At 42.0% G+C, this 20,998-nt stretch carries 22 protein-coding genes; 1 reads left to right on the forward strand and 21 read right to left on the reverse strand.

Going from position 1 to position 20,998, the window contains the following annotated elements; all coding sequences use genetic code 11:
- Positions 1-158 precede the first annotated feature (158 nt).
- Complete coding sequence (locus RB622_RS28310) at positions 159-869, reverse strand: hypothetical protein (protein WP_308050183.1); 711 nt, start codon at positions 867-869, stop codon at positions 159-161.
- 148 nt (positions 870-1,017) lie between these two features.
- Here RB622_RS28310 and RB622_RS28315 point away from each other — a divergent pair, with 148 nt between their 5' ends.
- Positions 1,018-1,662 (forward strand): hypothetical protein, encoded by a 645-nt coding sequence (locus tag RB622_RS28315; RefSeq protein ID WP_308050184.1) that lies wholly within the window; start codon positions 1,018-1,020, stop codon positions 1,660-1,662.
- An 87-nt stretch (positions 1,663-1,749) separates the two neighbouring features.
- Here the strand turns inward: RB622_RS28315 and RB622_RS28320 are convergent, their stop codons facing one another.
- The 20 genes from RB622_RS28320 to RB622_RS28415 all read right to left on the reverse strand — a co-directional run bounded on the left by RB622_RS28320 (position 1,750) and on the right by RB622_RS28415 (position 20,651).
- The gene (locus RB622_RS28320) at positions 1,750-5,739 is read right to left on the reverse strand and encodes a tape measure protein (protein WP_308050185.1); all 3,990 of its coding nucleotides are present in this window, start codon (positions 5,737-5,739) and stop codon (positions 1,750-1,752) included.
- 23 nt (positions 5,740-5,762) lie between these two features.
- On the reverse strand, positions 5,763-6,167 hold the full coding sequence (locus RB622_RS28325) for a hypothetical protein (protein ID WP_308050186.1): 405 nt from the start codon (positions 6,165-6,167) through the stop codon (positions 5,763-5,765).
- A complete protein-coding gene (locus RB622_RS28330) occupies positions 6,164-6,715 on the reverse strand; it encodes a hypothetical protein (protein ID WP_308050187.1) in 552 nt (183 codons plus the stop codon). Before RB622_RS28330 ends, RB622_RS28325 begins: the two co-directional genes overlap by 4 nt.
- Positions 6,706-7,785, reverse strand: a complete 1,080-nt coding sequence (locus RB622_RS28335) for a hypothetical protein (protein WP_308050188.1) — start codon at positions 7,783-7,785, stop codon at positions 6,706-6,708. The genes RB622_RS28330 and RB622_RS28335 overlap by 10 nt, the downstream gene beginning before the upstream one ends.
- Before the next feature lie 651 nt (positions 7,786-8,436).
- Positions 8,437-8,898, reverse strand: coding sequence for a hypothetical protein (locus RB622_RS28340; protein ID WP_308050189.1), 462 nt, complete (start codon positions 8,896-8,898; stop codon positions 8,437-8,439).
- A 21-nt stretch (positions 8,899-8,919) separates the two neighbouring features.
- Complete coding sequence (locus RB622_RS28345; protein ID WP_308050190.1) at positions 8,920-9,138, reverse strand: hypothetical protein; 219 nt, start codon at positions 9,136-9,138, stop codon at positions 8,920-8,922.
- A gap of 54 nt (positions 9,139-9,192) precedes the next feature.
- Positions 9,193-9,867: a hypothetical protein gene (locus tag RB622_RS28350; RefSeq protein WP_308050191.1), complete on the reverse strand. Its 675-nt coding sequence runs from the start codon at positions 9,865-9,867 to the stop codon at positions 9,193-9,195.
- A gap of 27 nt (positions 9,868-9,894) precedes the next feature.
- Positions 9,895-10,155 (reverse strand): hypothetical protein, encoded by a 261-nt coding sequence (locus RB622_RS28355; RefSeq protein WP_308050193.1) that lies wholly within the window; start codon positions 10,153-10,155, stop codon positions 9,895-9,897.
- Positions 10,156-10,202: 47 nt separating this feature from the next.
- Positions 10,203-10,763 (reverse strand): hypothetical protein, encoded by a 561-nt coding sequence (locus tag RB622_RS28360; protein WP_308050194.1) that lies wholly within the window; start codon positions 10,761-10,763, stop codon positions 10,203-10,205.
- Complete coding sequence (locus RB622_RS28365) at positions 10,763-11,314, reverse strand: terminase small subunit (RefSeq protein ID WP_308050195.1); 552 nt, start codon at positions 11,312-11,314, stop codon at positions 10,763-10,765. The genes RB622_RS28360 and RB622_RS28365 overlap by 1 nt, the downstream gene beginning before the upstream one ends.
- Before the next feature lie 212 nt (positions 11,315-11,526).
- Positions 11,527-11,760 carry a hypothetical protein gene (locus RB622_RS28370; protein WP_308050196.1) on the reverse strand — a complete coding sequence of 78 codons (234 nt, stop codon included), beginning with the start codon at positions 11,758-11,760 and terminating at the stop codon, positions 11,527-11,529.
- Positions 11,761-12,065: 305 nt separating this feature from the next.
- Positions 12,066-14,510, reverse strand: a complete 2,445-nt coding sequence (locus tag RB622_RS28375) for a virulence-associated E family protein (RefSeq protein ID WP_308050197.1) — start codon at positions 14,508-14,510, stop codon at positions 12,066-12,068.
- Between the two features lie 87 nt (positions 14,511-14,597).
- Positions 14,598-14,939 carry a DUF3853 family protein gene (locus tag RB622_RS28380; protein WP_308050198.1) on the reverse strand — a complete coding sequence of 114 codons (342 nt, stop codon included), beginning with the start codon at positions 14,937-14,939 and terminating at the stop codon, positions 14,598-14,600.
- 105 nt (positions 14,940-15,044) lie between these two features.
- Positions 15,045-15,713 (reverse strand): hypothetical protein, encoded by a 669-nt coding sequence (locus RB622_RS28385; RefSeq protein ID WP_308050199.1) that lies wholly within the window; start codon positions 15,711-15,713, stop codon positions 15,045-15,047.
- Positions 15,710-17,005 (reverse strand): tyrosine-type recombinase/integrase, encoded by a 1,296-nt coding sequence (locus tag RB622_RS28390; protein WP_308050200.1) that lies wholly within the window; start codon positions 17,003-17,005, stop codon positions 15,710-15,712. The genes RB622_RS28385 and RB622_RS28390 overlap by 4 nt, the downstream gene beginning before the upstream one ends.
- 318 nt (positions 17,006-17,323) lie before the next feature.
- Complete coding sequence (locus tag RB622_RS28395) at positions 17,324-17,719, reverse strand: hypothetical protein (RefSeq protein WP_308050201.1); 396 nt, start codon at positions 17,717-17,719, stop codon at positions 17,324-17,326.
- Between the two features lie 4 nt (positions 17,720-17,723).
- A complete protein-coding gene (locus RB622_RS28400) occupies positions 17,724-18,254 on the reverse strand; it encodes a hypothetical protein (protein ID WP_308050202.1) in 531 nt (176 codons plus the stop codon).
- 63 nt (positions 18,255-18,317) lie between these two features.
- The gene (locus RB622_RS28405) at positions 18,318-18,998 is read right to left on the reverse strand and encodes a hypothetical protein (protein WP_308050203.1); all 681 of its coding nucleotides are present in this window, start codon (positions 18,996-18,998) and stop codon (positions 18,318-18,320) included.
- Positions 18,999-19,146: 148 nt separating this feature from the next.
- The gene (locus RB622_RS28410) at positions 19,147-19,620 is read right to left on the reverse strand and encodes a hypothetical protein (protein ID WP_308050204.1); all 474 of its coding nucleotides are present in this window, start codon (positions 19,618-19,620) and stop codon (positions 19,147-19,149) included.
- 137 nt (positions 19,621-19,757) lie between these two features.
- Positions 19,758-20,651, reverse strand: a complete 894-nt coding sequence (locus RB622_RS28415) for a toprim domain-containing protein (RefSeq protein ID WP_308050205.1) — start codon at positions 20,649-20,651, stop codon at positions 19,758-19,760.
- Positions 20,652-20,998: the final 347 nt, after the last annotated feature.

A 20,998-nucleotide genomic window follows, 5' to 3' on the forward strand; every position in this document is an offset into this window, starting at 1 on the left:
TAATGATTGTCCTTTCATCAACTGTTCGAGCGCCTTATCGCGCATCTGTTCGAATTCCGTCTTTTCCATGTTCTGTCTTAAAGTTAAAACTTTTAGACAGAGTTCATTTTACAGTCTCTTTTGTCGTGAACCTAGTTACTATCGAAACATTGGCAGACTTATTTTCTGGGCTCCTTCATTGTTGATAAGTAGCCCTTGATACTTTCTTCATACTCGATTGTTTGTGCCGCAAGCAGAACTAACTTTTTTAGATCATGGATATCCTTTTCTACCCATTTCCTTTTGTAATGGGCCTCATCGTTGCCTAGCCATATAGCACGGGTTGAAATGTCAACCAGCCTTTGGTCATGGCTTAAATATTCTTCAATAACTTTCGTTATAGCATTTTTGATTATTGAAGATGAATGTTCCGGATGTAAGTAAATGACGTAGTCTTTTACTAGGAACTCCAACGATTTGCGAAATCCCATTCCTGCGATCTGGTGCAAATTTTCAGATTCAGCGTGATGTGCTTGCGAATATATCTCTGAGAAAGATTGATAAAAGGGCCTTGCTTTAATAAGCTCTACGTAAACTTCTATTTCCTCGGGCTCATTATAGGATGTCACATACTCATAGACCTTTCGGTTATAATAGTATATTGCGTTTTGATCGCTGGGTTTATGTACTTGGGCTTTTTTAAAAGTTTCCAAAAAAGGTAACCCGCATTCATGTAAAGTGCACTCAGAAATGGTGAGAAGTTTATTCTCCATAACTTTCACACCGACTGATATTTTCGGTATGATCGACACTCCGCAATTTGGGCATTCTACTGCGCAGTCATGAATGTAAGTATTATCAGGTATTGTGAGTTTGGTATACCCTTCCATGGAGGAATAATAAAAATGATAGATATAAAGCTAGCACTATTTAATCATAAAAGATTCCCGAACCGAACCTGAAATCAGATCGACTGCATAGGTAGGTTAAAGAATTTTATTTAATTGCGATCTGTATTAACCCTTCAAATCTTGCTCAATGAATCTGAAAGATTTAGCCATGTGGACAATTTACGTCAGTTTTATAATTATTTTCCTGGTTGCTAGTGCATATTTATGGAAGTTCGCTGATGGAACTTTTAGCGATAGCAAAGCGGAGTGGGGCGCTTTCGGAGATTACATCGGAGGGATATTGAATCCATTGGCAGCAATTGCCAACCTTATTTTTCTTGCATACGTTTCGTATCAATTGTCTGAATTGGACAAGTCGCGCGGCAAGGCTGAACAAGCAACTCAAAAGAAAATAGCATTATACTCGCTTAAAAATGACGCATATAAAGAGCTCGCAAACATGCTCAGTAAGGTGCAAGGTTTAGTGTTGCCTGTGAACAATGATTCAGCCGATAGCGCCATCTTGCTGCGGCAGGAATTTATTGACTATTTCATAATTCAACGTCATCTCTTCGATGGCTTCGTTGGTTTTGATGGGGAGGCATTATTGGAATCCTGGACTCAACTTATCGAAATCACGTCAGAAATAATTGAGGTCCGTAACAGTTGGGATGATATAGGCAGTAGTGATAAACACAACCTCTTGATAGCTCAGTTGGTAGTTCAACTTAATATATTTAATCAAGAGAGGTCGACTGTGCTGCAATTTGTTTTCCGGGCGTCGATTCAATAGCGGGTTTTAGGATAGTTGATTTAAAAACTTCATGCAAATTGCCAATTTTTAACAATTGGCAATCTGCATACTATCGGGTTTATATTCTCACACAAGCCTATTTGCACCGACTTTAATTATCGAGTTGTTTATTGCATTTAAATTATTCTCAATTGCTTCCAGTCTTACTAAATGCCTATTAAATGATGTATTTTGAGCAATGCTAGCCAAGTGGCCCACTGAGATCCTCATGTTATTGTTCATCTCGGCCGTATAAATCCTAATCGCGTTGTTCTGCCCTATCAGTACTGAAACCGTCTCCTCTGAAACCCCTTTAATCACGCCTTGCATAGCTTGGTCAGTAGCACCTTTGCTACGACCGAAGATGTCATACCCTTTACCACTTCCCCACTTATCCAATTGATCAAAGATAGTCATCACACTATCCATCGCTGGGATAATATACTCTCCTGATTTGTCAAGAGCCTCAGCAATCGCCCCAGATCCATATGGAGCGGCGTCAACCAGCTCACCTGCCATTCTTTCGATATGTGGCATCATAATTTTAGAAAAAACCATTTTCGTAACGATATCAGCAATGACAGCGCCCATTGTTTTTCTAAACGCATCTGCTGCGGTTTCTCCGGCTTTAAAAGCATCTACGAGCGCATCCCGTAGCTTATCACCAATCTGACCGGCCATTTCAACGAAAGTGTCTCGAACTTGGTTTTTAGCTTCTTCCAGCTGATCGGTCCAAGCTATTGTATCTTGTAGCAGTACCTTAGTAGCGTCATCGACTTGATTGGTACTGATCAAGGTTTGGGCTAGCTCCTTATTCAAGTTTCCAGATTCATCGACCAATTCCGGGTAAACATCCAATAACCCGCCATAAAGGTCCTTCTTTTTCTTGCCTTTGAAGAAGCCAAGAGCTCCGCCAATTATAAAACCCGCCGCCGCACCAATAACCGTCCCGACTGGCCCCACGGCCGTACCGACCAGAGCACCTATCTTAGCACCGGCTAATCCTATGGTGAGCCCCGCTGCTGCGCCGGTAGCTACGCTCTTACCGTCTACTGCATTCTTCTGCCCTACTTTCGCCCTACCTTCTTCTAATTTTGCTACTGAATCCTGATACTTTTTAAGTGCATCATCGTATTGGGCTAATCCGGCTTTAATTTTACCGTCATAGTCGGTAAGAAACGGATTACGACTATGATCGTCTCCTTTCTTTTGGGTCAACGCCTGAGAATACTCGCTTTCAAAGCGCATCGAGTCAATCTGAAACTGCTTCTCAGCCTCTTTCCTCTTTCTTGAAGCCTCAGTAATCATCCCTATAAGATTCAGGACTGATTGAAGAGCTGCGACCCAGCCTTGCGCCCCCATTGTCACTTTACCGTCTTCCCCTTTCTTTAAGCTACTCAGGGCAGTGGTTAGATTGTTAACTTGTCCAGCAACTCCCGACAAGATATTCCCCATCTCGGCAAAGCCGCCACCCATACCTGACATAATCTCGCCAAGTTGCCCCGCAAAGTTCCCCACGACACCAATTAGAGCAATCCTCTTTTGCTGATACGAGTTCTCAACTTTTAGAAGATCCTCAAAGTGTTTTTTGTAGGCTTCCGATTCTTTGTCGAGACCTTTGGTTAGCCGCTCGAAATCTGCTCGCGCTGCCTCTACATCTATTTTTGTAAGATCATCCTGCGATTTCTGAACTATTTTTTCAAAAGCCTTATATTCCTTTGATTGTTTAGCCAGTTCATCTTTATCGTTATCAAACTCCTTTTTCTCTGCTGCGTCAATGGCCGCTAGAACCTTTAAATAATTCGCAGCTTTTTTATCGGCTGATCGTTCATCCAAATCATTCCTCATATCTGAGTACTTTTTCTGGATGGACAAATGTCGTTCTTCGGAGCCCGCAACTGAGACTAAGAAATCCTGTAAGAGCCGTTTTCTTTCCTTGGTAGCTTCTATCAACTGTTCTGCCGTTTGTTGTCGCTTGGCAACTCCGTCGGAACTCATATCGTTCGGGTTTAACTCCGATTGAATGGCCTTCAGCTTTTCGATTTCTTCGGTCAACGACGTGGAAGCATCCCGGGCCTCGTCGAGTTTCTCTCTGAATTGATCGATAGCCGATTTTCCGCCGGTTGCCTGGGTGCGTTGTGCAAGAAGATTGTCCAGATCCACCAAGTCAGTATCAGACAGTTTGCCGGAATAGCCCACATCTTTCATAGCCTCCAGCCTTGCAATCTCCTTGTTCAGGTAAGCCAAGTAATTATTTCCGTTTTGCAACAAACCCTTAAATTGGTCGTCTGCGGATTGTTGTCCGTAGGCGGCAATCCAACGCTCATATATGGCGTACATTTGCTGTTTCTCTTGCAGCTCTTCCGCAAAAGTTTTAATCCGGACTTCCTTTTCCTCAGCGGCAGAATCCTTAACCGCTTTACTTTTAGTAGGTTTTCCGGGAGCCGGGGTGTTAGGATTGGCTGTAACCTCATTCCGTTTTGCCAATCCATCAGCCGCTTCTTTCAAAAGTGCGGTATTTTCCTTATCGAGCTCCTGCAGTGCTACTTTCTTCCTTTTTTCAGTTTCCGCTTTGAATTTCTTTTCGTCAAAGCCGCTATCTTCTAAGAAAAGTAGAGCCCTTTTGCCCAAACCCGGTTCAAATTCATCGTCCAGCACACCGGTACGTATGTCTCGTGCTCGCTTGTTATTTGCGAGTATCTGCTCTTCGTTGGCCTGCAACTTTAATTTTGCTTCCAGGGCCTTGGTGTAATCCCGGATAGCGTCAGCCCCTTTGGAAGTAGCTATATTATCGAGCGTCAACGCATTGAAGTGTTCCGGGCTAATTGCAATAAGCTCTTTGAGTTTGGCATTTCTTTGCTCACGGCTAAGGCTCTCGTCGCCAATCTGTTTTGTAAGAAGCTGAATTTTGGTCGTCTCTTCTGCGTGTTTTTGATTGAGGCGTTCTGTGATTTCTAGTGCCCTGTCCTGGGCCTTAGTAGCCTCTGTTGTTTCGTCCGAAAATAACGCAACTGCCGTTGCCAACGCTATCAAAGAAGAGGCGGCTAAAACATAAGGATTAGCCAACGTAGCACGGTTAAAAGCGATTTGGTTTGCAGTAGCGAACCCGAGAGCCTTGCCCATCGCGAAATATTCCTGAACGAAGGTTACCATGGCTGCACTCTTTTGGGCTGCTGCAACCAAGAGCAACGCGGCTTTGTATGAGCCGTATCCAGCCACTATAACTTTAAGGCTGTCAATAATCGGTTCGTAATTCTCTACGATTAGGGTTGCGAATCTTATGCCGTCAGCAAGTAAACCTTCCTGCTCTTTGCCGATGTTGTTAAACGCCTGGGAAATCGTATCCTCAAAGTTGGAATAGAGGCCGATCAGTCCCTTGCTTTGTTCCGCCATCAATCCGGCGAACATACCGCCAGAATCTGTTAATTTGTTGATCGCTTTTTCCACCTGTGGGAAACCTACTTTTCCCTGCTCTACTAACTTACGAACTTCGGATTCCGCCACTCCGAACTGCTCGGCAAGTAGTTTTATCAAAGGAATTCCTCGCCCAACATACTGATTTAAGTCCTCGGCCATTACCCGGCCTTCTACTTTGGTTTTTCCGTAGAGTTCTGTAAGTTCTCCTAAGGGAATATTTAATCCAGCTGATATGTCCCCTAATCGTGTTAACTGGGCTGTCACCTGCTCGCTTGCAAACCCGTATGCAAGTAGTTGTTTCGAGGCACTTGCAACGCCTTTCAGGTCAAATGGGGTAGTAGCGGCAAACTGAACGACGTCCTTCATTAATTGATCAGCCTTTTCTTTGCTGCCAAGCATTGTTTTGTAAGAGATTTCCAGATTTTGGAATTCACCTCTTACATCAATGAGTTTTTTGGGAAGACTGGCTAATTGATCAAAAGCAAAGGCGCCGGCTGCTAACCTCCCCAAATTGGAGAACGTCGCATTTAATTGTTCTGCTTCCTTCGAGGCGTGGGATGTTACCCCGGAAATTTGCTTCTTAATAAATTTTATGTCGGTCTCAAAACGGTCTGTTTTGATGTAGCTATCAAAGTCAATACTACCATTAGTGCTTTGCATGTGTATAGTAATTAAAGTGTGTGTTATGTGAAATTGTACATTTGAACCTCAATCCTCAAATTCATAAAATGTTGATTGATTAATGGTTCGGAAAAGAGTTTTGTGGAAATCAACCAGAGAGCGAAGCCATCGCCGTCTATTTCTTCGACTAGAGGTTTAACCAGTTCGGTTAAAGTTTTGAGCCTGCTTGTGTCAGCGAGTAATATATTGCTCCTTGCAACACAGATATCTTTTGCGTAGATATTGATATTTGCTATACCGTGCTGCCGGGTGCCGTCACCCAATGTCACGGTATTGACGACAATGTCCTCTCGGTCTGAATCTGCCGGGCGCGTATTTCTGTAAATTCCGCCGCTGATCGTGTTTGTTAGGACCGGAACATTGACCAGTTTGTAAACCTCGACGCCCATATCAAGTACTGTCTTCATAATTTAGAATTGAGTTTTGTCATGATCTTGGACATTTCTTTCTTTGCGAATACCTCAGCGGATGAAATCACGTCGTAACCCATAGCCTCCAAGTACTCTGCATATTGGACGCCTGCCACTACTACGAGAGCATATCCGCGACGGACATTTTTAGCACGCTGTTTTGCAATATTCAACGCGGTCGACGTTTCTTCTGATCCTAAGTTCTGGTCCACTATCGCACCGTCCCTTAGAATAAAGTAGCTGATACTATTTTTAGCATTACCGGTCTGGCTGAGAAAATCTCCGAAGGCTGGGGCTTTTACTCCTGGATTTTTGTCAGTATCGCGCCTAGTGATAACTCTTTGACTAAGCGGCTTTTTGTTTTTGCTATTCCCATAGGTGATGGGGAATGCGCTTGGGTCATTGCCTCCCTCAGAACGGGACCGGTTTACACACATTTCACCCAGAACTCTAAGCCGCGCAATGATCTTCCGGTCTATTTCGACGAGCTTCTTTTTGATATGAGCGTCAATGTCGGACTTCTTAAAAGAAGGTTTTATTCCCATGGTATACCGATTTTAAGGCCTTTTGAAATATCCCATTGCTTAAAATTATCACGTATCCAGTAGTCAGGCTCTTTCTGAGTTAGAAAACGTTTTTTATTCTTAGCCACATATTCCCGCCAGCTTGGAGACATTTGTTTCACTTCATTGATTGATTGGAAAGGCCCGTCGGCTCCTGCTTCGATCCACTTCTCAATTTCCTGTGGTGTTCCCATTACAGCCACAGCATAACAGCGGCATTGGGGGTGATTTGATCGGAAAATATAAGACTTCGGATAAAGTCCTTTGAACGCCTCACAACGCGGGCAGGGGTAGGGGTGATTACTGCGTTTTACCTCATACCCGACAACGAACGGATTCTGCATCCGGCGTTCGTGATCTGAAACACGATAAGCCATATTTATCTCAGTTCTGGCCATCCGGTGAGCATTTTTAAAACTTGACCGATATATGCCTTGCCCGGGATTGTATGCCTTGGCGGCTTTGCTTAATTGCAATTGGCCACGCGCGTCGCGGACCCTTCTATACAACCTGTCAGGTTCATTTAGTAGCGGCTGCGTTTCTTGTGCCATCTTGGTAGAGGTTTTACCCTCTGCCAGTCCTATGTCAATAATCAATTCCATTTCAGCCTCGAATCTTTCTGTTATTTTCCACACACGGTTGCTAAGGTTCATACCTCCGATTTTCCTTTCTTGAAAAGCGTTAAGTGCTTCGAGGTTTCGATGCTTCAAGTTCTCCAAGTTCTCCTTCGGCACTGTATAGCCTTTCAGAATATTGTTAATCAAACTATCCTGCTTTGCTTGTGCAGCTGCCCACTCCCTTTGAACTCCCGTAGAGATAAGGACGGTCAAGTCCTTATGCATCTTTTTAAGGAGCTGCTGCCTCCGCTGGCGTAACCCGGGCACGAAATCGAAACTAAACGGTGTATTTTCCGGTCGGCTCTCCATCATTATTTCGTACGAGGGCCACATCGCGAGGAATTCCCGAACTGTCTTCCGGTAGATGATCTCAATTTGGCGTGAATACCTCTCAACTCTCATCAAGTGTTCCGCCCATTGTTCCGATTCGTTCATAGGTAGTAGCGGTTTATACGGGTGATGATTTGAAGAGTGTGCTCACTCGGGAAGGGCTTTATGATCTCGGAATAGCTGGAAAGAGTAATTGCGATCTTTGCGAGATTAGCCAAAGTGTCGAAATCAAGTTTAGCTTCCAGGTACTTAGAGAATGCCCAAACGTAGCCAGGGACAAGTAGGAGGAGGTACCGATTTGATAGCGCTATTGCAAGAATACGGGCAAGTTCGATTTTGCTGGTTTCTTCATCATTGACTATCCGGTCAGTGCTTGCGCTTCCGCAGATCATGCGATCGGCTATTGGTGCCGGTGCCGTCAAGTAAAAAGTTCGTGTCTTGCTTTTTGAAAGCATAGCGAAAAACCGACTTTTCGGGACTTCGAAGCTAATTGAGGTACTTTTATGAGCCGTTTTGAAATTTAATGGTTCCATATCTGTGTGTATACCGTTTAGTAAATGGTTAATTAACCGCGTTTGATAGCGTTTATCTTTTCCTGCATATTATCATGGTCGGATTCCTTGCTTGACTTACCACCGTAGTTGGGTTGATCAGCCAACAGTCGTTGGACTATGGGCCATTTGATACCCCATAGCAGATAATGCCACGTCCAATGGAAATGGGCAAGGATCGCTCCGCGTGAGCCGTACGGACTCCTTAATCCTCTATCGCTTGCGGAGCTGTCGTCCGGTTCACCGACATCAATGCGATAGAGTTGGTAAAATCCTGTAAGTTGCTTGCGCGGAGAATGATGTTGGTGAGCTTCATTAAGTCATCCGGCTTGACAGTCCAATAGAATTTAAAGGTGTAGTACCAGGTAAGGAGCTTAATTTTCCAGAATGAGTTCAGAACAGAAATAGCTACTATCCGGGCGCAACGTCGTGCGTTTGGTTTGATCATACGTTTTTGTTCTCCGAATACACCAATTACATCGGTGGAGTCCAGTAGATCACTGTTCATATCCAGTTTCAGGAACTCTTCGGCCAGGCTGTCAAGTGTGCCAAGGTAAGGCTGCCCGATTGTGTAGGTTTTGCCGTCGGCTGTGAATTCCAGCCCTTTGTCCAATAGTACTTGTTGTTCGCGATGTTCCGCTGCTTTGTAATCGAAATCCTCTTCCATAAGGTAAATTTTTATAATGTGTTAGTTAAGACAAACAGGTCGCTCGATTAGGTATTCATTTACAAGGTGGGTTCCAGGGAATTCCGGATCTGTTTTATAAATCCGGTCAAGGGCTTTATCATAAATTTCCTCATCGACCAAACCGATGCGGTGGCCTAGTTGTGCAAAAAGACCTATATGTACTCCTCCGTAGGAATACATTTCTCGAAGATATAGGCACTGCGTTTGTGTTAGTGTCATAATATTTCAGGTTAGGTAGGCCAACTTTGAGCTAGCCTACCCGTTGTTTGATGTTTATAGGCGATACTGTTGGCGTCTCATATTTCGACAAGCTTCACGGTGGTAGTTGATGGCCCTAAGAGGGGATACCTGCCATTTACCATCACTGCTATCGAATAGCGCGTCTAAGGTTCCGAAACTTCGGGAAATATGATAAGTGGCGTTTACTTTCCCTGCGGCAACCAAGTACGTTTCGTAAGCCTTATGAATTCCCTCAAGGGCTTCAATGAATTCTACTTCCTCATCACTCTTTGTCCATTCTCGGCAGTACTTTTCAATCGCCAAATGCTCATAGTCTTTTTGTATCCCGAAACGATCATCGTCGAATCGGATGTATTCTACAGACTCCGGGTATGTCATCCTTGATTTATAAAGCTGACGGAGACTAGCGGCGAAGGCGTCAATAGGTCCATTGGATCCTGCCAATACAGTTTCAACCAGTACGGCATTAGTGATTCCCGAAGCCTTCAGTTGCTGTTTCTGGGCATCCCAGTAGTCCCGTGTGATTTCGATCTTAGCCTGGTCCGATTTTACGACTTTGTCAAAAATCTCGGCGGTAAATGCTCCCAATTCTAAATCCTCATATTTGGATTTAACAGTGTTTAAGTGACGGATGTAGCCGTACAGGTCTATGTTTATGACGTTCAGTACGCTCCGATCCTCGATAATCAATATTTTTTGCTTTGACATTTTATTCCAGTGTTTATTAAGTGTTGCTTACCAGTTTATGTACATGCTATCAAGGATAGAATCCACTTCCTTAATCTTCTCAGGTGTGAGGCTGGCGAGTGTACGCGAACGCTTATCTTCTAATTTCTTCTGATCCTTCTGATACTTTTTATACATGTAATCTGGATCTGACGGGTCTAGCTCATCTATCGGATCTTCTTTTTCGGCAGAACCCTTCGCCATGATCTGTGACACCTTTTGCCAAGCTTTGTATTCGGCGTGAGTGAACTGTTCTTTTTCTTGCGACATGATTATTATCGTTTATTGGTTAAAAATTGAATTGGTATGCGTATTGTTTAAGGTTCTAAAACTGTCCTTCCATTCAGCTTATTCACATGGTTTACCCAGAGAAGGCGCATCTTTTTATCATGATCAGAATAGCCGTTTAATCGACGATCATGGATTGATGATTTATTGGGTACATATCTGCCTGATGCGATATAGTCCAGGCATATTTGTACCCACCACCCAAAGCCGCCGGGTACGGGAAAGACTATGTATGAAGGAACTTCGAGAATCCAAGCACTGAATTTTTCTCGCCTATTTATAACAAATGCAATTTCCCTCATAAGATCCCCGGGTTTGGCTATATCCTTCTCAAACACAGGTGCGAAGGGTATGCGGGCGAAATGAAGGGAGTTCTCGTCTTTCGGGAAAGGCAATTCACTTTGAGCGATTTCACGGCCTTGAGTATCTCTAATCACTTCCTCGTCCTCCTTTACGTAAAAGTATAGGCGTGATTTACGGTGTTCATCATACGTCCTTATGCTCTGCAAGGTGTCCAGATCCTTATTCCCCAAAGCCTGCCGTTTTAAGGCATTGAGGTCGTTAGTGACGTATTGGTCTGTTGTTTTCATTATTTAAGTGTGTTTGTTTGCAATACTTGATCTATGACAGAATTCAATTCCTGATCGGACAGATTGTCTATTTTGCTTTTCAGAGTGACTGTGCGATCAACTCCTTTGCCATGAATTTGCAGCATTTTGGCGACCGCCCCCATTGAATCAACCAGCTCTATCTCGGTGTAAACGGATGTGATATCTTCCACGATCGTGGTCTGGGTCTGCTTGATCTTTTTTAGTAGCTGCAAGTTGCTTTGTGCCTCAGGAGTGCTCAGGTCAACCAGTACACGACCGCGCTCATCGATCGATAAAAATGAGGCAAGGGAGCCGCGGGCGAACTGAGACATCCGGATCATCGCTTCTTCCGCAGACATGGTCATGCGTTCCGTCAATTCTGCTACGGCCTTTTTGATTTCAGGTTTTATCAGGTTTTCAGATCCGATAGAGTATGCGGTTTTCTCGGAATATCCCGCCCTTTTGGCCGCTGCTGTAGCGTTAAAATCAATACAGTACTCCTCTACGAACCGTTGCTGTTTTAAGCTCAATTTGGTTAGTTTTTCGTCCATAGGGATTATTTATTTTGGGACTTGTTCCGTAAATACGTCAGCATCTTTTCCGCTAATCGAAAAGCTTGATATTTGTCAGCGGCGGTTGGGTCGCCTTGTGGGTGACTTCTCTGCGGGCTTCTTTTGGCCAATGTGTGGCACGTAAGGGTTGAAGCGGTTAGTGGTCGTGTATTTTCCATTTAAATCTAAGTGTGTGTTGTGGTTTGATACTTTTACAGATAGTGTTTCCTGAAGAATTCGTCTGATTCCTCTTCGGTATCATCATCAGGTTCTTGGTTCAGCATATCAATAAACTTATCTGCTAGGATGATTGAGCGCGCCATAATGGCCTCGACTATTTGAACTTCGGTTGTGTTTTCTTTGGCCGTACTTGCCAGGAAAATGCGTAATGCGATTTCGGATCGTACCGTCATCTCTGACGCGGGGGATTGTGGGTCAATTTTCATAGTGTGTTATTTAAAATGGTTAATAAAATTTCTGTATACGTGTTTAAATCTGTGTAGGTGATGTAGGTGAAAATTCCCATAGCGGTAAAAAACGTTGATTAGGCAGGATATTTATTTTACAAAATGCCTAATTCAGCCTAATTGCAATTTTATGTCTATACCTTATTTTTTCACCTACATCACCTACATTCATATAAAAACCCACTTATTTGACTTCAAAGTCAGTTTTTCGTGTAGGTAGACTTAATATTATGTTACCTACAATCACCTACATCACCTACAAGACCTCCACTCTTTCACCTACATTAAATTGCAGTGCTCTCAGTATCAGTTTTGGCTTTTAGCTTTCGCAAAAATCCAGGCATAGGACTGCTTCCGTATATCCGAATTTGCCCCTTGACTTCCTCCCAACCCGACTTATTACGCATTATCAACTTAATCCGATTTGAGATGGTCCGGTCGATCCTAGAATCTTGCCCTCCTAATGCCTCTCGCCATATCATTCCCACGCAAGTACGATCTCTCTGCATTCCACCGCCCGTTACAGTTACGCCTTGGTAATAAACGCTTCGAGTGTTTGCGTCCAAATCTGCCCAATTATTAGGAATAGGGGTGTCAAGGTATTGGGTGATGATCTCTGCCCACGGGTCACTTTCGGTATGACTGGATTGCTCTGCTCTCGCCATATCTTCCAGTTCAGGATCTAAGTAGAGTTTTTCCCCGGAATCATACAAATAAACAGCCTCAGCCCAAATCTGATCGACCTCCCATTGCATCAATCCCTCGTCGATTTCGACGCCGACTTTTTTCTTAGGCGTATTCACATGGACGTCCACGGGCCAAAACCTTCTGTTACCGGTTTGACTGACAAGAAAGTCGCGGTTATTGGAAGAAGCGACGAAAATGTTTTGGCGGGGTCTTTCTACATTATGTTCTTTGTGAGACGGCCGGTAGTAATCTGATCGACTGGTAATGAAACTTTTAGAGGCTTCAATCTCAACCTTTTTTAAACCTGACACTTCGGGTATTTCAATAATCCACTTAGCCTGAATTTGTTCTATGGCCCTGATACCATTTCCCCCAACCATCATGCTGAAATTGAATGTGTCGGAAAACCATTTACCAGCAAGTTTTTTGAAAATTGTGCTCTTTTGTATTCCTTCCTTACCGATCAGCGTTAGGATATAATCGAACTTGCATCCAGGATCTTTGATACGCGCAACCGCCGCCACAAATGTTTTGACCGCAAAGGCCCGGTTCAATCGAGTGTCTTCGGCTCCGAGATAGTCGATAAAAAGGGTTTCAAGCCGTTTAGCCCCGTCCCATACCAGGCTTGCCAGGTAGTCACGTACTGGATGATATTTATTAGCCAATACAATAAGCTCAAAAGAATCTTTTATGACGCTAGGGGCTTTTATCTGATAAGGAGCTTTTCCGAAAAGATTCCTAAGTCCGGCCATGTCGCGATCCTCGAAACCCCTGGTTTCATTTCGATTATCCCAAACAAGTGCCCCTCGCACATCGATCATACCTGAAAATTCGTTCTGGGCAAATTTTCCGGCAATCCTTGGGTCATATTTGAAAATTAGGTCGGTGTTTTCCGGAACGGCTAGGTAGTTACCCTTTCTATCACTTTCCAATTTACAAAGCCATTCGGAATCATGGTATTCGTCTATAACATCTTTAAAATCCTCTCCAGCATCCGCAAGTTTCTCGGCGGCGTGCAGTTTACGAACCTCACCGTCCTTCATGGCGAAGTCAGACATCGCCACAAAAGAGGGCTTCTTATTTACCGGCGTGTCTGGCTTCGTGTTCTCGTCCATGCTACCGAACTTATGTATCCGAACAAGATCGAATATATTGTGCGACCGGCCACCAGTAGGATCACTCCCGTGATGGCTGTGCGTATGTATGTCGTCGTAAATTATAAGTCCTCCGGCTGTCGAACCATTTATGAAAGTGTACCTATTATCGTCCGATGTCGGGGCGTATACATCGGTAAGAAACTTCTCCAAACCCTCGGTTACAGTGTATGTCCGGCAGAAGAGCCCGATCGCTCCGGGTTTTTCGTGCGGGTTTCCAAGTACGGCAATTCCCGTCTTTACTTTTGCTTTCTCAGCCTCACCCACCGGCCACTCAGAACTATCACGCCAGTTGCGATACGCTGCCAGACTCTGATCCACGTTCAACGGCTCCCCTTCCGACTCCTCGAACAGGAATTCCCCGTCACGTGACGTCGACGGCCAGTACATCAAACGGTTAACATCATAAGTTGTGTGGTCGAATTGGTCTATACCTAACTGTCCAGTGATACCTCGGCAGACCGGTTCGTACTCGTCAGGCGACATTGGCCTGTCTGCGAGAATAACGATTCTTAGACGTGGTTTTCCAGGGCAATGTTTATGAGTGGAGTACATAAACGCTTTCAGTCCGAATATAGCGGTAAAGTTCTCCCACAGATCTGGACTCGCAAAGTCAGCGTCCAACGTAATAACCTGTCGGTGCATCACTGAATTGATAAGCCTGCTGCCATTTACCAGGTATCCGCCCACAAAAGCCCCCACGTCCTTAATCTCGTCTTGCCGCTGCTTGGTGGAAGCCAGGAACTCCGCGTACGATTCGTGCGTACGGTGTGTGGTGCTACACCTTTCTACCAGCTCTCGCCAAGAAATTTGTTTGTTTTGCCAAGTTGCCGCCCGTCGATTCTTGCCGATAGCTATGTCTATTTTTTGTATATTTGCCTCGTTCATTCCAAAAATATTCTAGTGTGTTAGATTCCCGGCTCTCCTCAGGCTGGGATTCTTTGTTGTTAAGGAATCGCCTGTTTACGATGGCGCCTATACGCTAGATTTGGCGTAACGGTGAGGTTTCTTTTGGACTGGACAGTTAAGAGCTGATAATACAGCATCGACCTCAAAGATTAACTTTCGTCCGATTTGTTTGAACGGGATCTTACCCGACTGCTTTAATTTGAGAGCGGTTGCCTTAGAGCATCCAAGTAACTCTTGCAGTCCGGCAAGGCCGTAGACATACTGTTTTGAGGGTTGTTGGGCGGTGGTGCTTACAGGTTTGCCCGTAGCATAGAGTTCTTCCAGTTTTCTGTCGAATTCCGCGGCAATTATAGGCCTGAATAAACCGGAGAAAAAACGAACAAGCTCAGCACTCGGTATAGTATCCATATCCTTTTTGGTTTTGTTTCCTCAAAGGTCTAACGAATGCTTTTTTTATTTTTAGATTGTCTATATGTCTGTATTTGTCCTTGTAATGATTTGATTTTCAGATATCTAAAAGTCTTTTTCTACTTTGTAACTGTCTAATATATCCGGGTTGTTTTTCAAGGCTCTGGAAATAGTTTTATCACTTATTTTATATCTCCTACGTGTAGCCCCTGCAGCCTTATTATGTGTAAATTTATCGTCTGTTATCCTTAAACAATAATAGGTGGCGTATTCCCGGTGGTTGGTAACAGTGCTAGGCTTCTTCGGTTTCGCAAGATCAGGGCTTGCGAAATAGGCAGTATTAAGCATTTTTTGCAATTCAGACACGAGATTTTCATGAGCGTTTGCAAGCTCTATGTCTTCTTCGCTGGCACCACTAATTCTGCCAAAATCATTTAGATTTTCCGCATCTTCACTTAAATAAATTCTAGTACGATCTAACTTTAAGTAGCTAATCAATTTATCTAGGTACTCGCGCTTAGATTGCTTGTCCGGTAAAGTACTCAGTTCCCGTGCAATCTCATTTTTGAAACCCGTCATAATTTGCCCGTGAGTTAGATAAGCAACTTTATCATAATATTGATGGGCTTTAGATGCAGGAGACCAAACTATTTGACCCCTATCATCGAATCTTGGGGTATTCCAATACGTATCTTCAACTAGCTCCGACCAAAAGTTGGGTTTTAGAATAGTGGGCAATCCGGGTACGCTCTCTTTGTACTTATCGAAGTTCATATGTTATCAAATTTAGACATTTCACGTTCTTTAATTTCGTCCACCATCTTATGGTACACGTCAAAACTTTTAGAATCTTTGTGCCCAGTCCACTGTCTGATAACGTGGTCTGACACACCCATATAGATCAGGTTAGTAACAAAGGTCTTCCGAGCGCAATGGGTGGAAAGGAGTTCGTGTTTTGCATATGTTTCTTCTATACGTTCGTTTCCTCTAAAATAGACGATAGTTTCAGTTGAATTAAACTCTGCAAGCTTTCCGAGCTCCTTCAGATATTCGTTCATCTTTTGGTTGGTGATAACTGGCAAAGCTTTATTTCCTTCAAAAGGTACATCTTTGTAGCGTTCGAGTATCGCACGTGAATATTTGTTGAGCTCAACCCGCAACCGGTCAGAGGTCTTTTGGGTGACAAACTCAACACTGTCGCCTTTAATATCTGACTTTTTGAGATTGTAGACGTCCGAGTATCGCAGGCCTGTAAAGCAGCAAAAAACGAATACGTCACGTACCCTTTGCAAATAACCTTTCGATTCTGGTATTCCTAAGGAGTTAAGATGTTTTAGCTCGTCGATCGATAGAAAGATCACTTTCTTTAAGGATCCGTCGGTACCCTTTAACTTTAGCTTGAAATCAAGTGCCGACTTACTCACCGGGTGATTGTTGTTCGCAGCCCATTTTAGAAACCATTTCACAAAATCTATGTTTTTGGCAATGGTAGTATTCCTGTTCCCTTTTTCTTTCCGCAAGTACTCGACATAGTTAATCAAAGAATCCGAATTAAGTTTTTCGAATGTTAGTTTTGGATTGAATCCTATGATGTGATTTTTTAAGGTACTAAACTTTTCAAAAGTATCAGGCCCCCAATCGTTTTCTCTACCCACAGTCTTAACAAAATCATCGAAAGCAGTAAAGAAAGTATCTACTCGCTTTGTTCGATCACTGACAAGCCTTGAGAATTCTTCTTTGACGTCAGACAAGGTAGGTAGCACACCTTTTACCTCACAGGATTTAAAATAACTATTTATACCTGAACTGCACCTATCCAACTTGTCGTTGATGTCCGAATGCGTTACACCGTTCCCGTGCGTAGTGTTGTTTTTAGCCCGCTGCTTCTTTCCATCCCACTTAACGGAGTCGATCCGATACCCCGCGTAAAGCATTAAACGATTTCCGGCAAAACTAACCGCCATACGGATAGGAACATTTATCAAAATCAATGCTCCATTTTTATCTTTACGTTTTTCAAGAAAGAAGCTTATAGATCGCTTTATTTCAAATACCGTTGCGCTCATCTTGCATGTTAAATTTAACTACACACAAAAATACACACAAATTTATAGATTTTCTAATAGTATAAATTAGTATTTACTAGCCTTAAAATATTTAATGATTTAATAATCAATGCTTTAATAATACTTGTTAGTGCTAGAAAATATATAGGTTCAAGTCTCTTCCTCTCTGCAAAACAAGTTTGAAACCCTTAATACATTGCGTATTGAGGGTTTTTAAGTTATTGGTGTACGCGAACTGTATCCGAAATTATATTAAGCCACCTAAAATTCTGTATTCGCTATAGTCGTAATTGTCTATGTTGGCCAGCAATTCATTTACTAATTCGTATTCAGTAAAAACAATGCACCAATAATTCCCCAAAACTGTAATTGTTTGCTACTTGGTTCATGATAGACTAATCCAGTGACAAAGTGCTCGCAGTTAAAATTTAAAAGATTGAATTTTAAGTACTTCATATTTTCATAACCTTGCTCAATTTCCGCTTTAGAAAGCATGGTTTCTTTAACTTCAATTACACTTCTAACAGCAATCCACTCCTTTAATGGTTCGGCAATAACGGAGCCGCCAAAAGGGTTAGTTTTTGTTGGGGAGTTGTGATAGACAAGGATATTGTTGGGCGAGTTTACCAGAATTACGCCAACATGCTGAATAAAAGGCAATATTTCAGACGTGCCAATTATGATACTTCCTGTTTTTAGATTTTGTTCCCCCATCTGACTAATTATTCATAAGGTAAATTGCAGTTCCAATCAAAGCAATCGGTATAAGATTCAGTTTTGTTAACTCGGACTGAAAACGTTGTCGATACTGTTCGAGTAACTTTAGGTCAGCTCGGAGTGAAATTACGTTGTCATAGAGCTCCTTTAATCGCTTATTGTCTTTCTTTTTTTCAAAGATATTGATGACAATACTTGCTGTAATTAACGCAGCTCCGGCAAGCTTTGAATATTTATTAATTTCTGCACCATTTTCAATGCCTGCTCCTTTGAAATCAATTGCAGTGATGAGTAAGCCAGCCGATTGCATCCAGGCTGCAGCATCACTTTTTCCATCAAGTTGAGCCGCCTCATTTGCTAAGAGACTTATTGACCTATTATATTCGAAAATACCATATTCGATATTTATAACTTGGGCTTTGAGCCATTGTTTTCTATCCATTGTTTCTGCATTGAAAGATGCTTCACGCTTCCTGAATAGCTCAGGAGTATAAGATGGATTGCTTAATATAATTCTTGTTGTGTAACTCATGATGAATTTATTTAAAATAGAAAAACCCCACAATGTCAATTGAGGGGGGGGACATTTAAAGAATTATTTCTTACCCTTTTTCTTTTTTTTGAAAATGAGCGCTGCGCCAATTGCTGCGACTCCAAGGGTCATCGGGTCGATTCCGCTAGAAGTCTTTCCGGGTAAATTATCGTCTGGTGGTGGTGCTATATTTGGCGTCGACGGGCTGATAAACTCTTTTTGCCAGGATACGGCAGAAATCTTAACCCAACTTGTTTTGCTTTCCGACTTTGTAGTTCCTTTTTTGAACAATGAACCATTTTGCCACCACTGATTAACCCAATCAACTTGAATAAATTGCTTTGTAGCGTTTCCCGTAAATACTCCAACAAATTCATTAACATCGCCTGTTCCTGATCGACTAGGTGAATTAGCTTGACCGCCTTTACCTCCTGCTGGACCTACTTGTTTCTTTCCTGCATTATCGTCAAAGAAGAAAACAGTGTTTCCACTTTTCGCATATACATAATCTCCTCTCACGATATCCACACCTGATCCATTTACGTACCCATCACCAGAATGGGTTTCAGCCCCCGGGTGCGCTATAACAACAATAGGATCGCTAGTATATTCCCTAGGTCTATCACTGGTATCGCGACCTGGATCAGTATATACATGCTTACCTGTTTCATCAGCGGAATTAGTTTCGGACGAATAACCCCTAGATTCATTAGCATATCGCAAGTTGCTTGTGTAAGTTGACATAAAATATTTAGTTAAATATAGTTATTAATATTACTAAATTTAACTAAATTAATTGTAATAATCAAGTATTTTAAGTGTTTATTATGTTCTTTTACAGTTATTTATAATTTTATTGATATGATTTTATTGGTATTTTAAAATCAAATGCCTAGTCTATCTTTAAGATAAGATTATCGCGACTAACTATTTTCAATCGTCCGTTACCTAATTGAATATTGACGTTATCCAGATCTTTAAATGAAATTATTTTTGCAGTTTGTGATTTCCTTCCCTTTTTGTAAAACACAGTATCACCAGACTTTAACCCATTCATATCGTTCTGGCTTTTAACTCCCCAAACATCGCCTTCTACTGAGAAAAAGAAACCTACCCTGTATACTTTAGCATTCATCAAATATTCACCGCCTGGCACCGTCTTCACAACAATATCAATCGCATCATTTATTGTCCGCGCCTTGTTACGCCTAATTTGCTTTATACTGGAATTGGAAAATCGTTGCAGCAATTCATAATTGAACCCGCTGGAAACATTTCTATTAGAAATCATATTAATATGTCCCACTTGCACTGGCTTTTTAGAGCAGCTGATTGATGCTATTGCTAAGATTAATAAAATGGCCATTTTTTTCATAGTTATAAAATTTACGGTTAGAAATTCACTGCAATAATCGCATTAAAATCACTCTGAAATCACTCTGAAATCACTCAAATATCACTTGGAACGATGCTCCCTGTGCATCAAAAAGCGCTTAAAATCACTCAAAAATCACTTTTCAGAGTGGTGTTATATCTCTGAATCAAAAAATCATTGAAATCCTTGTACGTTGGATAAATCAAACTGGAATGATCAATTACTCTATGACCGAGTGCTTCGATCCTTTTTACCGATCTTTTACCGGCTTCATCATTGTCCAGAAAGCAATTTATTACTCGGGATTCGGAAAGCTTTGGCAATGCTAGTTTCAAATTATTTGTAGTGTTTAAAACTATTGTTGTAACTGTTGGAGCATCCTTTCTATAATATCTCAATGCTGATAAGAAATCGAAAAAACCTTCGAAGACGCTTATAGTCTCTGTGCCTCTATCGATTGTTGTAATTCCATTCTCAGTTTTACCTTTAAATCCCAATCCATTTCGGAGGTCAAATCCACCATTGTCATTTTCAAAACCAATCGCAAAATAAGGCCTGTTGTCAATTACATAATGAACCTCTTTTAAATACGAGAAGGCATTATTTAATAAGATACCTCTGGAGGTGACATATCTAATCAATGCACTATTTTGAAGTCTTTGAATTCTTTTTATTTCAATACTGCTTGTTCCTGGCATAGAAAAACGATTGCCGCTAAAAGAAAAGAAGCCAGTTGAGTTGTCTAATGTCTCTGATAGTCGGTTAATTGCTTCCAGGAAACTACATTTTTCCATGAGCTGAACCAACCTTATGCTATCACCTTTCATTTCATCTGTACCACCAAAATCATTAAAGTTATTTTTCGTGATATTTACATAAAAGGATGGCGTTTTTTCTGAACGGAGTGGAGATAAATAAACCAATTCTCCTCCAATTAGATTTATAGGTTCAATATTTTTGCTTTTCAAATATTCAACAATCGATTTATTTTTCGCTAAGGCTATTTGTTCATTATTAATCATAATTGTATTTTTTTTAGTCGTCTTCTTAGATCCTAAACTGTATCTTTTCTTTCAGCGGCTATCTTGATAATCGAGAATATGTGTGTTTCGGGAAATTTGAGTTGAAATCAGGAACAATGGAACAGAAACGTTATTTCTGGAACATGGGAACAAGTTTGGAACAGGTTTGGAACAATTTATCTATTTCAATATCTACTACTTAATTCACTTTGTTCCAATGTTCCAAATAAAAAAAATAAAAATTAAAATGAATATTAAAGAATAAAACATGGCTTTTGGTTGTTCCGAAAATCATAATTGCCGTTCAAAAAGCGTTCAGAATTGTTCCAGTTGACTCTCTAATAGAT

It is taken from the genome of Dyadobacter sp. LHD-138, from assembly GCF_030929615.1.
GTDB lineage: Bacteria > Bacteroidota > Bacteroidia > Cytophagales > Spirosomataceae > Dyadobacter.